General features: G+C 58.4%; 10 protein-coding genes and 1 pseudogene. 3 read left to right on the forward strand and 8 right to left on the reverse strand.

Translation table 11 applies throughout. From position 1 onward, the window contains the following. Window positions 1-216: 216 nt before the first annotated feature. Window positions 217-543 carry a hypothetical protein gene (locus APH27_RS26455; protein ID WP_156335897.1) on the forward strand — a complete coding sequence of 109 codons (327 nt, stop codon included), beginning with the start codon at window positions 217-219 and terminating at the stop codon, window positions 541-543. Window positions 544-1,717: 1,174 nt separating this feature from the next. Beyond that, window positions 1,718-2,338 (forward strand): recombinase family protein, encoded by a 621-nt coding sequence (locus APH27_RS18355; protein ID WP_060485589.1) that lies wholly within the window; start codon window positions 1,718-1,720, stop codon window positions 2,336-2,338. Between the two features lie 442 nt (window positions 2,339-2,780). On the opposite strand, the gene APH27_RS26075 is transcribed toward APH27_RS18355, so the two are convergent. Together APH27_RS26075 and APH27_RS18365 are read right to left on the reverse strand one after the other, a co-directional pair. Then, a complete protein-coding gene (locus APH27_RS26075; RefSeq protein WP_082435191.1) occupies window positions 2,781-5,393 on the reverse strand; it encodes an SIR2 family protein in 2,613 nt (870 codons plus the stop codon). Then, window positions 5,390-6,490 (reverse strand): tyrosine-type recombinase/integrase, encoded by a 1,101-nt coding sequence (locus APH27_RS18365; protein WP_256250629.1) that lies wholly within the window; start codon window positions 6,488-6,490, stop codon window positions 5,390-5,392. Before APH27_RS18365 ends, APH27_RS26075 begins: the two co-directional genes overlap by 4 nt. Window positions 6,491-6,779: 289 nt before the next feature. Here APH27_RS18365 and APH27_RS26460 point away from each other — a divergent pair. Further along, a pseudogene (locus tag APH27_RS26460) lies at window positions 6,780-6,917 on the forward strand (LysR family transcriptional regulator); the annotation flags it as partial. A gap of 54 nt (window positions 6,918-6,971) precedes the next feature. On the opposite strand, the gene APH27_RS18370 reads toward APH27_RS26460, so the two are convergent. From APH27_RS18370 to recC, 6 genes are all read right to left on the reverse strand, one after another. Continuing rightward, window positions 6,972-7,463, reverse strand: coding sequence for an OmpA family protein (locus APH27_RS18370; RefSeq protein WP_027918377.1), 492 nt, complete (start codon window positions 7,461-7,463; stop codon window positions 6,972-6,974). 3 nt (window positions 7,464-7,466) lie between these two features. Beyond that, complete coding sequence (locus APH27_RS18375; RefSeq protein WP_027918376.1) at window positions 7,467-8,738, reverse strand: diguanylate cyclase domain-containing protein; 1,272 nt, start codon at window positions 8,736-8,738, stop codon at window positions 7,467-7,469. Next, complete coding sequence (locus APH27_RS18380) at window positions 8,735-9,301, reverse strand: YfiR family protein (RefSeq protein ID WP_027918375.1); 567 nt, start codon at window positions 9,299-9,301, stop codon at window positions 8,735-8,737. Before APH27_RS18380 ends, APH27_RS18375 begins: the two co-directional genes overlap by 4 nt. A gap of 70 nt (window positions 9,302-9,371) precedes the next feature. Then, a complete protein-coding gene (recD, locus tag APH27_RS18385; protein WP_060485586.1) occupies window positions 9,372-11,447 on the reverse strand; it encodes an exodeoxyribonuclease V subunit alpha in 2,076 nt (691 codons plus the stop codon). Further along, complete coding sequence (recB, locus tag APH27_RS18390) at window positions 11,444-15,115, reverse strand: exodeoxyribonuclease V subunit beta (protein ID WP_060485587.1); 3,672 nt, start codon at window positions 15,113-15,115, stop codon at window positions 11,444-11,446. Before recB ends, recD begins: the two co-directional genes overlap by 4 nt. Then, a complete protein-coding gene (gene recC, locus APH27_RS18395; RefSeq protein WP_060485588.1) occupies window positions 15,112-18,576 on the reverse strand; it encodes an exodeoxyribonuclease V subunit gamma in 3,465 nt (1,154 codons plus the stop codon). The genes recB and recC overlap by 4 nt, the downstream gene beginning before the upstream one ends. Between the last annotated feature and the right edge of the window lie 73 nt (window positions 18,577-18,649).

Consider the following 18,649-nt stretch of genomic DNA (forward strand, 5'->3'; position numbering starts at 1 on the left):
CAAAACCTGCTAGCACCTGCCTTGTGTATTCTAAAGTTCGAGGAACGCTCAACCCCTTGGCTAGATGACATCGTATTCGGAGCTATATACACAGGGCCAGGGGTCATCAGCGGAAAGCATAGCGTCTCTCTTTCTGACGTAAATAAAGTGCTGCGCCTCTCTGTCATCTCGACAGCGGCAGCAGCAAATTGCTTGCTCAACCATGAGCTTCGACCAATGAGTATTCGACAACTACAACGAGTAATTGAAGCAGCGAGAACAGCTTTACGAGGCATTGCCCTGTACCTTGAACGGCACCCGCAGGTTCTTCAATCCATCGACGTACAAGTGGATTTCAATGCGTTATGGTTGCCACAGCAGCCAACGACTACAAGCGTTGTTAGCAATGAACACCCGATGAAACAGCAGGCACTGATGATGATCAAGGCTGAGGTTCCGATTAAGAACATCGCCAACGCGCTTGGCATATCCAAGAACACGGTCAAGAAATGGAAGCAAGTCCCCCGAACAAATGAAATAGAGGGGTCAGTCGAGGGTAATTAGCGACAGATATATATAAGGGATAACCTTACCTCTTAACGCATATAACACCGAAGTCTCGATACCTGACCATTTTCCCATTAGTGGCGTAGACGCCACAGTAGGAGAGACCGTGCCCGAGGCAAGGATAACAAATCTATGAAGCAGAGAAGAGAAGGGGCAAGAAAGCCCCTCCTGCTCTTGATCTTTCTTTAACCTTGCTGGGAACAATAGAAATTATTACGACGTGACGGAACGTCACCATATATCTGCAAGGTGAAAATCAAAAGCTTTGGGGGCTTTCTGCCCTGCCCCCTGCTACAAACATGCCGTGAGGCAAGAATAAAATTCTATGCAGAGGGGAGGAACAAGGGCGAGCAGAGCCCCTCCCCCACTCTTGCTCTTGCTTTAACCATGCAGAGCGGCATAGGTGTATTATCGTGTGACGGTGCATCACCATAGAACTCAGCAACTCAATACTCTATACAGGCGTGAGTGCTAGCAGAGTTGCTAATACCCCGCTAGCGGGTGTGAGTGCCAGGCCAAGATAACTCACTTATACATCATCTCCCCAGCTGGTGTAGCCTACGGTTACTAATCACAGAACTAACCACTAACTAACCCCCATCGGGCGACAGTGTCGGTTCTGGCATACCCTTACACCCGGTGAAGCCCCTATTTTCGTGGGATTGCTGGTGGCGGTGCTAAGCGAATCACGCCCTTGATATAATATCTGACTAATTAGTCAGAATTGCACTACAGTGCCCTGCCGTCCGGTGTATGCCAGTTTCACTACGGCCCTTGGAGGTGTGCCAGCAAATCTGCTGATACACCACTCCGTATTGCTTTCAAAGCCGAAATTCCGGCTTTGCCAAGTTCCTGATAACAAGCTTGCCCGGCGTACTGCCTCAAACCTGAGGCGGTCCAGGGATAGGGTAAGGAGCCTACGTCCGTTGATGGATCGAAAGTGAGCCATCCTCGAAGCCCTTAAGAGCCAAGCTATCTCCTTCAACCCGTCACTGTGCGGGCTGAAAAGCTCCCGGTGGGTCGGGAGCAGCCAGAGCGACCCTCTCATTTGGCTATAGCTATCCGAGATGGCGATAAAAAGCGGTCAAAGGCTATCAATCACCAATTGATTGCTAGTCAAACGATAGATTATCATTTGTCTATCAAGCATCATGACAAAGGATAAACCATGATCAAGGCCCATCTTTACCTACGTGCTTCGACCAACGATCAAGACGCAGAGCGAGCGAAACAGTCCCTGTTGGACTTCGCCCTGGCTAAAGGACTGGAAGTGGCGGCGGCATATGCAGAGAACATCAGTGGCACCAAGCTGGAACGCCCGGAGCTTTCTCGCTTGCTGGCCACGGCCTCGTCTGGGGATATATTGCTGGTGGAATCGGTAGACCGCCTGTCCCGCCTTTCTCAAGCTGACTGGAAGCAGTTGAAGTACATCATCGAGTCCAAAGGGCTGCGGCTGGTGGTGCAGGATCTGGACACTACCCACCAACTTGCCGACCAAAGTATTGCTGGGCAGATCATGGATGTGATCAATGGCATGCTGATTGATCTGATGGCCACCATGGCCCGCCTAGATCAAGAGAAGCGGGTAGAGCGAATCAAGCAGGGGTTGGACAATAAGCGTGCCCGTGGCGAGAAGGTGGGTGGCAAGGGCCGTAACCAGAGAAAGTGGGATCAGGTAGCGGACCTACTTAAACGCAATGGCAACACAATGGAAGAGATTGCCAAGCTGGCCGACGTGGGTGTGGCGACGGTGTACCGGATCAAGAAAGAAATCTCCTCCAAGGCGTCGTAATCCCCTACGCTTCGATAACTACCACACTTTGAGGACGCCAAATGGACGATATGAACGCTACTGCAGCCGATGCCCTTGAGCTACTGCATCTCAATCAGATTGCATTAAGAGCAGCCATAGAGGAAGTCAGTACGTGGATACGTCAACGTGGCTCCGTGACCACTCACGACAACGTGCTAGGAGCGCTCCAGACGTTAGACGGCAACTCACAGGCCATATCCTCAGCGATAGAGCGATTACGCTCATAGCCGGTCGCTGGCGGGGCTTATTGCTGCTTGCGATATTTTGAAATCAGCCACGAGGGCGGGATGCAAGTCAGCTTGAGGGGTTAAGTACCGAGCCAGCCTAAACAGCACGCAGCGGCTTTTCTCCCTCTTAAGCAATACGAGAAGGCCGAACTAGGAGGCCAAGACCTCCTAGCACACTAGCCAGCAGAAATAGCTTAACGACCCTTACCGTTGAATTGGCCTTTCAATATTTTGTTAAAGTATGCGTCATCACGGAAGTACATAAACCCCATATTTATACAAGCTTTAAGTCGACTCTCAGCGTCCGTATTGTGATCAGGGATACGCACGACTTTCTGCAGAAGGGCAATCATAGTAGTGCAAGGGTACGCATCCGAATCCCCCCTACTGATACGTTCTTGATCTAATAACAAAACGCCCTCTTCATACGCTTCAGTTTCACAACCGTTAGACGCGATGAAGCTTTCAAGCAATGCCGTACCAAGAGAATGCCGAGTTTGGAACGAGTCATAATATGAAAGACCAGTTCTGAAGCAAACGATCGCATCATCCAGTCGTCCAGTCTTTCGATAGTACCGCCCAAAATGCAACCAGAAAATCCCATCACGATTAAAGTACTTCTGCACCTCATGATAAGTACGCTCAGTATCGGCGTCTTTAGTTGCAGTTGGGAAGTAGCTCTCGTACAGGAAATTGTATGATATAAGATCCTTGTAAATCCTATATGCAAGCGGATGGAACTTAATGTCATCGACCGTAAACTGCCTAGACAAGAATATTAGACTGTCGACAATTAAATCCAGCTTCCCTTTTTTGGCAATGCAATTCTTGTAATAAAACTCAGAAATAATACGATGACGCAGCTTCAGATTCTTATTATTATTTGAAACTATTCCCGCAAGGCCAGAATCGACTTCTGCCAATACGGAATCCACTGATACACCTAGAGCCCCGGCAACGTAACTTATCGGGAGCTGATGACCTAAGTTGTTGATGATTACAATTAAATCCAATACTCTTTTCGCCAGGCCGTCAGGAACAGTCTGGTAGTCACGAAAAATCTTCCGCTCAAAGTTTTCATTGGACGTAAGTGAAAACAACGTAGTCAAGAGATCACCCGAGTAACCCTTCTCTTTATCGTAGATTATTCTGGATCTAGCAGCAATAGACTTCTTAGAGAAATTATCGAACTCAAAACCATGCTCCTCAATCTTCAAGGCGATTCGCTCAGCATCTAGCATACTGAGATTCCCCATATGAAAGTAAGTTGCATCCTCCCTTAAGATCAACTGCCTTTTGTTTCTTTCATGGTCATGATTACGCTCTTCAAGCACAAACAAACAGTAGGGCTTATTTTTATCACCTAGTGCTTCTGACAGATAGGTTGCGGCAAAATAATACTCAGCAGCCGAATAGAATACAAATATCGACTTATTACCAAGATTCTCAATCACAGACCGCAAATACGAAGTTGACAGCTCAGAGCTATCATTAAACTCATATATACAATCATAAGAATTAGAAAGACTTTGCAATGCCACTTTGATAGCGGTAGATTTTCCCGAACCACTTGGCCCGATTACGTGAATCACACCGAAACCATTTTTACCGTCTCTAAGCATACCACCTAAAGTCGCAGTTAAACTTTCATGCTTACCTATCAAAGCCTGAGCATTATTATAAAGATAGAACCACTCGGGATCAGCACCGGTTATGAAATGCCTGACGATACCCGTCTGAGTTTTTGCCTCCTCAATTTCAGAAGGCACATGTTTAAAAGCCCCTCTAAACCAAGTTAGTGATTGGACGTTGCTTATAACCTTCTTGATTTGAGGAACAGTATCAGCCATTATTTCACCAATGCTTTTTGGTGAAGCGACAGAAAACAACTGATTGAAGAACTCTTCTGCTGTGCAGTCGATTACTCTAAACCCGTTAGCTTCGTAATTCGATGCTTTAATTGGGTCAGGATTTGGCATTACTATCCAGTTTTTGGCCGGAACGTCAGAATTAGGGTAATCACTTATTCGAGCCGCCAGATAAGTATCAATATCGGTTTCTTCAAGTTGATTACCAATGACAACTAAGCCACCAGTCAGCAGGTTTGCCGCCAAATCACGATGCCAATCGTAAACCCTCGTTGAAGCTTTCGCATACTCTAACGTAGAAAAAATAAACCCTTGATCGAGCTTTAAACATGTCCCATGGATAGTAACAATTGGAATGCTGCCAATAGTTTCAGACAAAACCCCTTGATCAGCGTAATTGAAGAATTTAAAATCTCCACCAAGTCTACCAGTCTTGTTCTGCCTTTCAAGCGCAACGTTTAGAACGTTATCTATATTCGTCGTATAGATTCTACTCCAAGCATACTGAAACATTTTTGCTTGCCAAGGCTCAACATCATCAACAATAAAGCAAGAAGAAAGAAACGCATTAAAGTCGTCGATTTCTCGACCACCTAGAACATATGCGTCCTTCAAAGTTGTTTTGGGGCCTGCAGCGCGAGAACATTCTTTTAATATAAGATCCCGCAACCCCTCGCCGCCCGGCAAAGGACCTCGGCTGGTTTCATTAGTAAACGAAAACCCAGCTCCCAATAACAGTGAAATTTCACCGCTATTAACTGCTGGAGCTATTTCTTCTTTTATTGCATCAATGTCGGCCTGCTTCACTCTAGCATCCCTGTTATGGCATTTTTTTGGATCATAGCATTTTGCCCAGACGCCGCAATGCTTACAGGAGCTATTAGAAGCCTTTCGCTTTATGAAGGCGGCCGGTTCGGCCATTGGCTCAGGGAGTTTCATCGAGGGTACAGTCCTTTTAGCAGCTCTGCCAATGTCTCGACAGGCACGCTAGAGCCGTAGGTGTCGAATGTAACCGTTCCTGACGCATGCCCCATCACTGCCTGAGCATGAGTAACAGGAACCCCCTTGGCTTGCATCAATGAAGCTAGAGAATGCCGCAATGAGTGGAATACTAATCCGCGTTCATACGTACCCTCTAAAGCCGCAGGGATAGCATGCTGGTTGACCCATTCGCCCGACGGCCTATAACCAATCTGGGCTAGCGATTCGCTCCCACCGCAGCGGGTCACATCGACGTACCTCAAGAACGCTGCTAGGTCGAAACCATAGGCACCGTCAGTAAGCGGCACCAGTCGCTCGCTCCGCTTGTTCTTGATGGATTTGCCCTCACCTGCCTCGTTGATGTGAATGGCAATAAGGCCAGACTTCATGGTTACAACGTCACCCGGAGTCAGCTGGCATATCTCCCTCAGCCGCCCGCCAGTGATGATTCCCAAGCTGAGCAGCCATCGTTTCCATGATGCTTCTGGAAGGCCATTCGCATAGTCCATTAGCTTGCGCACCTGCGGTTGGGAGAACGCCTTACGGGTTGACTCAACCCCCTTTGTAAGCTTCAGCTTCTTGTCGTAAGTCTTACTCAGGTGTCCGTTCTCGACAGCCCAGGCAAAGACAGCTGATAGCTTCACGATCAGTTTGTTCACAGTCGAAGGCATCCGACCTTCTGACAAACGCTCACGGAACTTCACAAGGTCTGCTCTGGAATGAGTCCTCAAGTCCAACCCATCCAGATTCTCAGAAATCACCTTGTGGCACAGGGTCGTCTCCTTCAAGGTCGTGGGCTTCTGGTCCCCTCCACGATCAGCCATGTAAAGCTGCGACAGCACATCGAAGGTCATAGGGGTTGCTGATGGTTCTGTCGCTGTACTCATCACCTCACCATTCGGAGCGAACACCGACGAGGGGCTAACAGCAACGTTCCGGTACATGTCACCCCAATGGCGTAATGGGTGGCCGTCATCAGTAGACATCAGCGTACTGCTCACCAACGTCAGCAGATGCTCCCGCAGATCGTTCCATGAGGCATCAGGATGATCCAAGTGGAATGCCTGAAGTGATGACGTGAGATGAGCAGATGTCTGCGTTGCCCATCTGCGATCAGTGGTCTTCAGAGAGACAGAAACCGTCCTGTTCACGCTGCCAGTCACACGAAGGCGTAGGTAGTAGATACCGTGTCGTCGGTAATGGTACGGACTCGCCAGCCGGCACGTTGGCCTCAAGGGGAGCGTGCGGTTTGTGACAGCACTTGTGACAGGGTGCTCCTGTGGAAGGGTGTTCATGGTGGTTAAGCCCCTGTAATCACTGGGTTAACCCTTTCCCTCTTTGTCGTTCTGGATGTACTGCCGGGAGGATCTGCGCAAGTTGAAGCGCATTACCTTGCTGTGGGATTACATTCGCGGGGTGACTGAGGCGAATGCACCCTTGCTGATGGGTGAGACGCGCGAGCTGCGCTTTGCTCAGGAATGATGGGTTTGCTTCGCCGCCCCTTAGCGGGTCAACCCCGCGAAGGGGCGGCGGGGCTCAGTAAGACGCGACTACAATCGACACCCGCCGGTTCTCGGTCCGCCCTGCGCTGGTGCGGTTGTCCGCCACTGGCTGCGAGCTGCCCAGCCCACGGGTCCGGATGTTCTGCGCCGGCATGCCAACGTCGATCAACGCCTTGGCCACACTCTGCGCGCGCCGCTCGGACAGCTGCTGGTTGTACGCCGCCTTGCCCGAGGCATCGGCATGGCCATCAACCCGCACACCTTGAATGCCCACCCCCATCAGCGCCTTGCCTATCCGCTCGACAATCGCCTGGCTCGCGCCGTTGAGGCTGTCCAGGTCGCTGCCGAACAGCACCTTGCCCGACAGGTCGAATGCCCAGCCCTCGTCAGTGGGGGCAAAGCCTTCACGCTTGAGCACGGCAATCTGTTCGGCGGTGAGACCTTTGGGTGGTGTGCTCTGGCACCCTGCCAGTGCAAACAAGGAAAGCAACATGACAAAAAAAGAAAAACGCAAACGCTGTATCACGGTTCAACTCCTGTGCCTGAAATCGGCGGCGGACCGTTCCGTCTGCGCCGCTTGCCACTGGCCACGGCGCTTGCGCTTGGCCTGGTACATAGCCGCATCGGCGGCATTGAGGAGGCTGGCAGGGTCACTGCCATCGTCCGGGTAATAAGCGATGCCGACACTCAACGACGTGGTGAGGCTTTCGCCGCCTTCGAGCAACATCGGCAGTTGCATGCTGGTGATGATCTTCTCGGCGATGCGCTCGGCATCCTCGCGCGAATGCAGCGGAGTCAGCAGTACGGCGAACTCGTCACCGCCCAGGCGGGCCACCAGGTCGTGCTCGCGCAGTTGTGCACGCACACGGTCGGCAACATTGATCAGCACTTGATCACCCACGGCATGGCCGCGGCTGTCATTGATCTGCTTGAAGTGGTCACTGTCGAGGAACAGCAAGGCCAGATGGTCTTGCTGCCGTGCGGCGTTGCGCAGGCTGCGGCTGAGGCGGCCCTCGAAGAATGCGCGGTTAGGCAGGCCGGTAAGGCTGTCGTGGCTGGCCTGGTGCGCCAGGGTGGCGTTCTCGTTCTGCAAATGGCTGTGCCATACCTCCAGCTCGTCGAGCAACGCGTTGAAGTCGTTGCCCAACTCGTTGAGCTCGGCAATGGGTGCTTCGGGTACTCGGCGGTCGAAACTGCGTTCACGCCGAGCTGCGTGGGCGACACTGGCCAGGCCACGCAAGGGCCGGACGATATCGCCAAGCAGGCGCCGCGACAGGTACAAGGCGACGAAGGCACTGAGGATGGTGCAGAACAGGATGCCGCCAAGGCCGCTGAGCAGGAACAGCAGCAGGCTGCGGCCCTGGCCGATCAGCTCGATATGCCCGACCTTCTGTTGCTGGTGCATGATCGGCAGGTTGATCGGCTCATCCAGCAGGGCCGTCGCCACTTGCACCTCAAGGTGCCCGAGCAGGCTCTCATCGCTGCGTTGCCAATGCGCCAGCTGCTCACCGTCGTTGTTGAACACCTTGGCGTCGGCCACTTCTTCGGTTTTGGCGATCAGTTCCAGCGCCTCATTGGCCGCGGCACTGTCGTCGAACACCACGGCGGCTTCGACGGTGTAGTTGATCGAACGGGCAATCAGGTGAAGGTTGTGGTTGGCGTACACACGCAGGGCCAGCACGCCGAGCAGGGTCAGCGAGATGCCGGCCAGGCTCACCGCCAGCAGGGCCACGCTGAGGTGACCACGGCCAAGCACCGAGCGCAGGGTCGGGCGCACGCCCTGCTTGTTGCCGGCCTTCATGGCAGTGCTCCGCGACGTCGTGACAGCTGCAGCACACTGGGGTGGATACGCACACCAGAACGCGCCACGGAGTCGAGGTTGACCTCGAAGGCGACCTGTTGATCGCTGACGCGCAGGCAGAACAGGCTACCGACCGTGCACGGGTCGTCGGCTTCGCTGATGCTCAGTACCGGGCGGCCACTGATGGTCTGGAACAGGCGGTCGCGCTGGCCATCGTCGAGCTTGCCGATGTACACGGCGTCACAGGCCTGGGCCACCTGCCGGTCGTCGGCCAGCAAGCGCCTTACCTGCAAAGGTTGCCCGGAGTTCTGCACGCTGCCTTTGATCAGGTCGTCGGCGTATTCGGTGGGGCCGACCAGGCACAGGCGCAAGGGCACTGGCTCGGTAGGCCAGCGCGCATAGCTGAGGATACCCAGGACCACCTGGGTAACCGCCCTGGCACGCTGCTGGGCCTGTGCGGCGGTGGCCGAACCGTCCGCCTGGGCAGGGCCGGCCAGTAGCGACAGGGCAACCAGCAGCAGCGAAAGCGCACAGCCTGTCAACCGCTCCCTGGCGCCTGTCATGTGAGAATTCTCTCAAAATCCTGTCGAAGTCGGCGCAAAGATAGCACAACGCTGGCTATCTGTAGGCGCGTCAGACTTGTTCGAGCATCAGACCGGATATGCGCCGTACCTTGCGCAGTACCGCCTCTTCGAAAATACCCTGGCGCGGCTCGATCAGGCTGAAGCAATGCTTGGCCCGGGTGATGCCGGTATACACCAGCTCCTTGGTCAACACCGGGTTGAGTGCATCCGGCAGCACCAACGCGGTGTGGCTGAATTCGGAGCCCTGGGACTTGTGCACGGTCATGGCGTAAACGGTTTCCACCTCGTTGAGGCGGCTGGGCAGGACGAAGCGCACGCCTCCACTGCCATCGTTGCGCGGGAAGGCCACCCGCAGCAGCGCTTCACCGTGCTCATCCGGCAGGCGCAGGGCGATGCCGATGTCTCCGTTCATCAAGCCAAGGCCATAGTCGTTGCGTGTCACCAGCACTGGGCGGCCTTCATACCAGGGCTGCTGGCTGTCGATCAGCCCGGCGTTGTGCAGCACCCGCGCTACCCGCTCGTTGAGGCCTTCGACACCCCAGGCGCCCTTGCGCACAGCGCACAGCAATTGGAAGTCTTCGAAACTTTGCAGCACTTTGGCGGCCCACTGCTCCCACCGCGGATCGTCGAATGCGCTGCCCGGTGCCGGGCGATAGCGGCCAATGGCACGCAGGTAGCTGCGATAGCCTTGAGGCCCTTCGGTACCCCGGTTGAGGCCGTCGAGAATCAGACGGTCGAAGGCCCGGTCCTGCTCGCCGCGCAGCGCCAGGCCGAATACGTCCGCTGGCGGCAGGCTCAGCAGGTCACGTGCCGCCTGGGCCTCCTGCCGGTTGACCAGGCGCGCCAGCTGGCCGATGCCGCTGCCTTCACCAAAACGCCGCGAGAACCGCAACATCACGACCTGCTGGGCCAACGGATTGCGTTGCGCATCCCCAGGTTTCAGGCCACTGGCGGCCAGCGACTGGCCACCGATCTGCTCCAGCCAGGCCTGGGTCGCGGGCGAGTAGTAACCCTCCTCGGCATCCCGACACAGGTCACCGAGCACGGCCCCGGCCTCGACCGAAGCCAGCTGGTCCTTGTCCCCCAGCAGAATCAAGCGCGCCTTGGGCGGCAATGCGTCGAGCAGGTTGGCCATCATCTCAAGGTCGATCATCGACGCTTCGTCGACCACCAGCACATCCAGCGGCAGCGGGTTGCCGGCGTGGTGACGGAAGTGCCGCGAGCCCGGGCGGCTGCCGAGCAGGCGGTGCACGGTGCTGACGTCGGTGGGGATCTGCGCACGCACTTCGGCGCTCACCTGTAACCGTTCAACCTGCTGGCCGATCGACTCGGTCAGACGCGCAGCCGCCTTGCCGGTCGGCGCGGCCAGGCGTATGCGCAACGGCCTGCCCTGCTCCACCGCAGGCGCCTGTAGCAGCGCCAGCAAGCGCACCACAGTGGTGGTCTTGCCGGTACCGGGGCCGCCAGTGATGATGCTGAAACCCGCGCGGGTAGCCAGGGCACAGGCCAGTTTCTGCCAGTCCACCTGGCCCACCAAAGCGCCCTCGTCAAACAGCTGTGCCAGGCGTGCAGGCAGGTCGGCAGGAGCAGCCTCGCCCTGGCTCAGGCGCTGGCGCAGGGTATGGTCGATTTGCCGCTCGTAGCTCCAGTAGCGGCGCAGGTACAGGCGCTGGCCACTGAGCACCAGCGGCCGCGAGTGCTGGCTTGGTGTATCGCCGGCCGCCACCAGCGGGCTGGCGGCAATGCGTTGCAGCCAGGTGGGCAAGCCGAGGTTGGCCAGCAGTTGCGAGGGCAACAGCAACGGGCCGGTCAGGGCATCGCCTTCCGGCGGCAACGACAGCGCGAAGTCCGGCTCGTCGAGGGTCTGTTGCAGGTCGAGGCAGACATGCCCGTGGCCCAGCTGATGGCTGGCCAGTGCTGCCGCCAGCAAGAGCAACGGGTCACTGCCGGGGGCACGCTCTTCAAGAAAGCTGACGAACGCCCGGTCGAGCGCGCGCAGCCAGCCACGTTCCACCCAGCGATCAAGCAATTGCAGCAGGTCTGCACTGTTGTGCTGAGGGGCCAAGGCCAGCAGATGCTCAGCGTGCAGTGGCGTTGGCAAGAGATCGTCGAGGGTTCGGCTCATGGCGCAACTCCGGCAAACAGGTCCTGCTGCTCGGGCGCGTGCACGCCACGGAACAGCGCGTCGAGGGCCTCGATCAGCTCGCGTGGCGGCTTGACGAAGTACACACCGTGGCCACTGCTGCTGGCGCCGCGCAGGAAGATGAACAGGGCTCCGCCAACATGGCGGTCGTAATCGTAATCAGGTAGGCGTGCGCGCAGCTGGCGATGCAGGGCCAGCAGGTAAAGCACGTATTGCAGATCGTAGCGGTGTTCGAGGATGGCTTTTTCCATGGCCTGGGTGTCGTAGGCCTGGATGTCCGGGCCGAGCCAGTTGGACTTGTAGTCCGCCACGTAATAGCGCCCGTCGAGCTCGTAGGCGAGGTCGATGAAGCCTTTGAACATGCCATTGAGCAGTGTCGGTTGCGCGGCCGGGCGTGCACTGCCCGGGTGGGTGTGCCGGGCCACCAGACGATCGAGCTGCTCGGCGTCGACGTTGTGGCTGGCGAACCAGAACTCCATTTCGATCTGGTAACGCTGCAGCTGCGCGAGCGTCAGCTGTGCAGTGCCGACCGGCAATGGCTCGTTGAGCAGGCGCTGCAACCACTGGCTGAGTGTCGGAATCCAACCGGTCCAGTCACGGCGGTTGCAACGCTGGCCAACGGTACGCTCGATGAGCCTGGCATTGCCGGCGACTTCGCCAAAGCCTTCGCGACCGGCCCACTCCAGCAGCCCATGGAGGAAGGTCCCCGGATTTGGGCCGCGGGGGAAGCGATGGATGTCGCCACCGTCGGCGGGCGCTTCACGGATCAGCTGAGTATCGGCAACTTCGTCATCGAGTAGTTGCTGGGCCTGTGAGCTGTCGGCGCCTAGGGTCTGCTCGCCGACGCGCAAGGCACTGTAGGACGCGATCCACCAATGCTCGGCGGCTGCCCGGCGTGGCTTGCGTGCCGGTAACAACTCGCGCTCGACATGGGACGCGCGATAATGCTCATCGCTGGCTTCTGGCAGCGGCGGGCAGGCAATATCCACGCAACCTGCGAGCAAGCGCTGCAGCCATGCCTTGAGGTGTTCCGAGCCAGGCAGTGCCAGGCCGCCGCCCAGCAGGTAGCCGAGCGCCGAGCGGTGCAGCTGCGAGCTTTTCTGGTTGCCGCGTTTGAGGTCGGCGACGCCCAGCCAGCAGGCGTGCTGGGCGCGCGTCAGGGCCACATAGAGCAGGCGCAGGTCTTCGGCCAGGCGCTCTTCGTCGGCCAGGGCGATCTGCTCTGCATCGGGCGTCAGCGTCAGTTGCGCATTGCCCAGGCTGTCGTGCCAGGCCAACGGCAGGCGGCTGCCGTCCACGGGCTTGCTGGTGCAGATGAACGGCAGATAGACCAAGGGGTATTCCAGGCCCTTGGACTTGTGGATCGTCACTACCTTGACCAGTTGCTCGTCGCTTTCCAGGCGCAGAATCTGCTCCTCCCCCGCTTGGCCGGAGCTGGCCAGGTGCTCGGCCAGGTGACGGATAAGCGCCTGCTCACCGTCCAGCTCAGCAGCTGCCTGCTGCAGCAGTTCGGCCAGGTGCAGCAGGTTGGTCAGCACACGCTCGCCGTCAGTGCGGCCGATCAGCGTGCGCGGCAACTCGAAGTCGTGCAACAGGTGCCGCAGCATCGGCAGTACGCCCTGGCGCTGCCAGATTTCGCGGTACCGACGAAAACGCATGACCCAGCCTTCCCACACCCGCTCGTCCTGGTTCAGCTGGTCAAGTTGAGCCAGCGACAGCTCCAGAGTCAGGCTGGCCAGCGCGGCCTTGAGCAAGCGCTCGGAGTCCGGTTCGGCGCAGGCCTTGAGCCAGGCGAGCAAGTCGTGTGCCTCCTGGGCGGCGAACACCGAGTCCTTGTCGGAGAGGTACACGCTGCGCACGTCGCGGGCGGCAAGCTCGCTGCGCACCAACTGCGCTTCATGGCCATCACGCACCAGGATGGCGATGTCCGAAGGCTGGCAAGCGCGCAGCTCGCCCTGGTCATCGCTGAAGCCGGTCACGCCGCGCTGGCCACCATTCAATACGGTAACGATATGGCTCGCACAGCTGGCGGCCAGTTGCTGCCGGTAGAGCGTGCTGGATACCGGCTCGTCACTTTTCAGCTGCCAGCATTGCAGCGCCGCACACGCTTGGCCATCAATCAACAGGCGTTCGCCGCGGCCCTTGGCGCGAACTTCGACAAACGGCAGCGGGTTATCGTCAGCTTCGCGGAACAGGAAGGCACCCTTGCCCTGCGTGCGCGCTTCGGCCTGCAGGAACACCCGGTTGACCGCCGCGACCATCGCCTGGCTGGAGCGGTAGTTGGTGTCCAGGCTATGCAGGCGGCCCGCGGTAGCGCGTCGGGCCGACAGGTAGGTATAGATGTCGGCGCCACGGAAGGCATAGATCGCCTGCTTGGGGTCGCCGATCATGAACAGTCCGGTTTGCGCATTGTTCTCGCTGATGCGATAGATGCTTTCGAAGATGCCGTACTGGACTGGATCGGTGTCCTGGAATTCATCGATCAACGCTACCGGGAACTGCTCGCGGATCAGTGCGGCCAAGCGTTCCCCCGACTCGGTGCCCAGTGCATGTTGCAGACGCAGCAGCATGTCGTCGAAGCCCATTTCGGCTCGGCGGCGTTTCTCCACTTCGAAACGCGTCGCCACCCAGGCGGCGGCATGTTCGAGCAAGCGGGCATCCGGGCTGGTCAGCGCCTGCACCTGTTGCTGCAGGTTCTGCATGGCATGCAAGGCCGGGTGGTCGGGCGGCTCGCCAGCTTTCCAGGCCTCGGCCATCCCCGCCGGCGTCAGGCGGGTAAAGCCGGTTCCCAGATCAAGCTCCACTTCTTGTTCATCACCGGCCCAGGTGCGCAGCTTTTCAAACCAAGGCTCGAAGTAGCGCGCTTGCAGTTTGCGGCCATCCGCCTGCTTTGCCGCCACTGCGTCGCGGCAGATCTGCTGCAGCTCATCCGCCCATTGCACCCACGGTGCCTTGAGTTGGCGCAACTGCTCGCCCCGCTGTTGCAGCGCGCCTTCGATCAACGCTTGTGGTTCCGTTTCGTCCTGTTGTGCACGCACGCGGCCGAACAGCGGGCGGATGCGCGGCAGCAGAGCATCGGGGCTGACCCAATGGCTGCGCACCCAGCTCAGTGCTTCGCCGTGCATGCCATAGCAGAAGCGCCGCCAGTAATCGCGCATGACTTGGCCAAGCAGGTCGCTGTGGTCGGTTTCCAGGCTCTGGGTAAACAAACTGCCGCTGTCAAAAGCATGTTCACGGAGCATGCGCTGGCACCAGCCATGAATGGTCGACACCGCCGCTTCGTCCATCCACTGCACAGCGACTTCCAGGCGATTGGCGCAGCGTGGCCAGAGTGCTTCGGCATAGTCGTCGCGCAGTTGCTGCAGCAGGGGGTCGCCGCGTTCCAGTTCGCCGCGGAAGAAGCGCGCGGCCTCGGCCAGGCGGGCACGGATACGCTCGCGCAGCTCTTTGGTGGCGGCATCGGTGAAGGTCACCACGAGAATCTGCGGCGGTAGCAGCTCGCGGCCGAAGCCTTGCTCAGCGCCATGGCCGAGGATAAGGCGCAGGTACAGCGCGGAAATGGTGAACGTCTTGCCTGTGCCGGCACTGGCTTCGATCAGCTGGCTGCCGTGCAGGGGAAAACTCAGTGCCAGGGGGCGGGCCTGGGTCATGCTTCACTCTCCGGATTACCTTGGGCCTGCCAGGTAGCGCTGAACAGGGGGCGGTACAAGGTTTCGCACCAGCCTTCAAAAGTCTCATCGGCGCTGAGTGCGGCGAAATCGCGGAACTGCCGGGCCAGCGCAACACTTTCGCTGCGCTCGCCGAAACTGGTGCGGCCATCCCCTTCATAGGCACGGATAGCGGCAGCCAGGGCCTTGTCCGGATCTTCCTGAGCCAGCCAGGCAAAGGCTGTCTTGGCGGCGACAGGCAGCGGTGCATTCATCGCAGCCTGTCGCGCTACAAGCAGGTGCCCCAGTTGCTCGCCAGCCTGATCCTGTGGCAAGGGACCGAGCAGCAGGGTGACGTCGCTGGCCAGCAGCGCACTGTGTAGTGGATAACCAGCGGCGCACGCGGCCAGGTGCATCACCCAGCTGGCAATCAGGCGGTGCCACTTGAGGTTGTTGCGCCCGGCGCTGATGGTGTTGGGAACCGTGGTGATACTCAACAGGCTTTGATCGTCGGCCTGATAGACCCGGCCCAGCCAACCCTCAAGGCGGTGATTGGCATGCTCGAAACGAATCGGCAATGCACCATCGACCACCGTTGGCCAGCGCTGCAGCAGCTGACGATGACGTAGCAGCAGATCGGGCAGTGGCTGGATCAACTCGGCTTGCAGCAGTTCTCCGAAGCCAGCCAGGGGCAGCATGCCGCAGCCTTGCAGGCGGCGGGCCTGGGCCTGCAACGCACGTTCGGCGTTGTCAGGATCGCTCAGGGCGGCGCCCAGCAGGCTTTCGCTGGCGCTGTAACGCTGCAAGGCGTCAAGGACGAATGGCTCTTCGTCTGGTGTAGGAGCCTCCAAGGCCTCAAAGAACACTTTCAGGCGCTGGCTGAAGAAGTGCCTGACTGGGTGACGCAAGAAATCCTGCAATTGGGTCAGCGTCAGCGCTTCATCGTTGACGTACGGAGGCAGGTTGAGGTCGGGCTGCTTTTCGTCTGGAGTCTGCTGGTGCAGCAACTGCCACTCATGGGCATAGCTGAACAGCGCACTGCCCTTCTGGAAATAGCGTGTACTGAAAGGCTGCAGGGGATGTTCCTGGGTCAAGGCGTGCAGCAGTTGCTGGCCGTCAGCATCGCCCTTGAGGCGCCAACCGGCAGCCAGGTGATCGCGCAACTGGCCGATCAATACCGAGGCCGGTCGTTCACTGTTATCACGGATGCTGCGGCCAACCCAACTGATGTAGAGCTGGTCACGTGCCGACAGCAGCGCTTCGAGGAGCAGGTAGCGGTCGTCCTCGCGGCGCGAGCGATCGCCGGGGCGGTAATCGCTGGCCATCAGGTCGAAGTCCAGCGGCGGCTGCGCGCGCGGATAGTCGCCATCGTTCATGCCCAGCAGGCACACCACACGGAAGGGAATTGCCCGCATTGGCATCAAGGTGCAGAAATTCACCGAGCCGGCGAGAAAACGCTGGGACAACTTGCCTTCGTCGAGGCCCGACAGCCAGGCCTCACGGATCACCGTGAGTGGCAGCTGATCTTGCAGGCCCACGGTTTCGCAGACTTCCAGCCAGCTGTCGCGCAGCTCCTGCAATTGCATCAAAAGAAACTCATCGTGCTCTTCCTCGGCCAGGAAGAACACTTGCAACAATGCGTTGAGGCGGTCACCCCATTCGCTGGCAGTGGCAGGTTTGGACAAGGCCTGGTTGGCCACATCGAGGGCATCGAGCAACGCCACCAGCGGGCCGATCAAGGCGGCATCCAGGCCACCGATTTCATCGTACGGTTCAATGCCGTCGCAGCCTTCGCCCACACCCACCGCGTAACCCAGCAGCATGCGCCGCAGACCGAAGCGCCAACTGTTCTGCTCCAGGCCCTGGGGCAACCCGAGCGTGGCGCGCTGATCGGCGTTCAACCCCCAACGAATGCCCGCACCTTCGATCCAGCGGTGCAGGGTGGGCAGGTCGCTTTCGCGGATGCCGAAACGCGCGCGCACTGCCGGGACATCGAGCAGGTCGAGCACTTCGCTGACGGCGAAGCGGCTGTCTGGCAGCTTGAGCAGATGTTCCAGGGCAATCAGCAGGGGGTCGCGACCACGCTGGCCCTGATCGGTCAGGGTGAATGGAATGTAGCGCGGGTCGTTGCGCTGCAGTTGGCCGAACACTGCACGGATATGCGGGGCATAGGTGTCGATGGCCGGGAGCATTACGATTACGTCGCGCGGGCGCAGCGTGGGGTCGGCGCTGAAGCGGGCCAGTAGCTGGTCGTGCAGGATCTCCACTTCGCGCTGCGGGCTGTGCGCCACGTGAAAGCGCACGGATCGATCCTTGGCCAGGTCGACCTCAGGCCAGCATTCGCGAGTTTCTGCGAGTGGACGCAGTTCGAGGATATCGTCCTGCAGCTGGTTCAGCAGCGAACTTGGCTGGCCTTCGCTGAACAGGTCGATGCGCCCGTCGCTGAATACGCCTTGATAGCTGCCGGGGTCGTCGTAGCTGTCCAGCAGGTTGATGTAATCGCGGCCTTGCTTGCCCCAGGCAGCCAATAGCGGGTGGGCGTGCTGATGCAGCGACTCGTCGTCCAGTTGCAGGGGCATGCCCTGCTTGCGCTGCTGGCGCTTGTACTGGTGGCGTAGCAGGTCCTTGTCGGCAACGATGTCGGCCCAATGGTGGCGGCAAGGGTTGTGAACACAGAGCAGCACCTGACTGAAACGGGCCAAGCCGGCTAATGCTTCCAATGCCTGGGCGGGCAGGGAAGAAATACCGAATACGATCACCCGCGAAGGCAGCCCTTGCGGCGCTGCTTCCATACTGTTGATGCGTTCAATGAAGCGCTGGTGCACCCCTGCTCGGCTTTGCGCCATGCCTTGCTCACCGACATCCTCGAGCAATGCACGCCAAAGTTCGGCCTGCCAGCGGTTACCTGGGGCAAGGGGCTTGCGTTCACCACGGGCGGTATTGAGGATGTGCTCGCCGGCTGCCCAATCCTTGAGCCAGTCGGCGCGGTAAACCTGATATTGGTCGAAGAGGTCGGCCAGGCGCTCGGCCAACTGATAACGCTTGCGCAGGTCACTGTCATCCGTGAGAAAACGACGCAGCGGTTCGAAATGCGGGCGTTCGATCAGTGCAGGCAGCAGGCGCATCAGGCGCCAGGTCAGCGGTGCCTTGTCGAGCAGGGATACTTCGGGGATCTCGTCACGCCCGAGCACCTTGCGATACAACTGCCACATGAAGCTGCCGGGCAGTTGTACATCGATGGCGGCAGCAATACCGCAGCCGCCCATGTCATCGTCTTGTGGATCTTCAGCGAGGGCAAGCTTGAGCCATTGGGCAATGCCATTGCTCTGTACCAAGGCGATTTCGTTTTCCAGCGGTGCCAGCGGGTAGCGGCGCATCCAACTCACCACCAAGCTGCGCAGGTCGTCCAGGCGGTTGCCGTGGACGATCATGAAACCAGGCTGCAGAGAGGTGGTGTTGGGCATGGAAAAGTCCCTGAAAGAAGAATGGGGAACGATATCACGGCTGGCTGCCGGTACTGGCCCAAGTAAAAGCCAG

The sequence above is a fragment of the Pseudomonas sp. NBRC 111123 genome (assembly GCF_001320205.1).
Lineage (GTDB): Bacteria > Pseudomonadota > Gammaproteobacteria > Pseudomonadales > Pseudomonadaceae > Aquipseudomonas > Aquipseudomonas putida_J.

What these genes read in the sequence shown, in the direction of transcription:
- APH27_RS26455 (WP_156335897.1), top strand. Translation starts at nt 217, where the DNA reads ATGAGTATTCGACAACTACAACGAGTAATTGAAGCAGCGAGAACAGCT.
- APH27_RS26075 (WP_082435191.1), bottom strand. Translation starts at nt 5,393, where the DNA reads ATGAAACTCCCTGAGCCAATGGCCGAACCGGCCGCCTTCATAAAGCGA.
- APH27_RS18375 (WP_027918376.1), bottom strand. Translation starts at nt 8,738, where the DNA reads ATGAAGGCCGGCAACAAGCAGGGCGTGCGCCCGACCCTGCGCTCGGTG.
- APH27_RS18380 (WP_027918375.1), bottom strand. Translation starts at nt 9,301, where the DNA reads ATGACAGGCGCCAGGGAGCGGTTGACAGGCTGTGCGCTTTCGCTGCTG.
- recD (WP_060485586.1), bottom strand. Translation starts at nt 11,447, where the DNA reads ATGAGCCGAACCCTCGACGATCTCTTGCCAACGCCACTGCACGCTGAG.
- recB (WP_060485587.1), bottom strand. Translation starts at nt 15,115, where the DNA reads ATGACCCAGGCCCGCCCCCTGGCACTGAGTTTTCCCCTGCACGGCAGC.
- recC (WP_060485588.1), bottom strand. Translation starts at nt 18,576, where the DNA reads ATGCCCAACACCACCTCTCTGCAGCCTGGTTTCATGATCGTCCACGGC.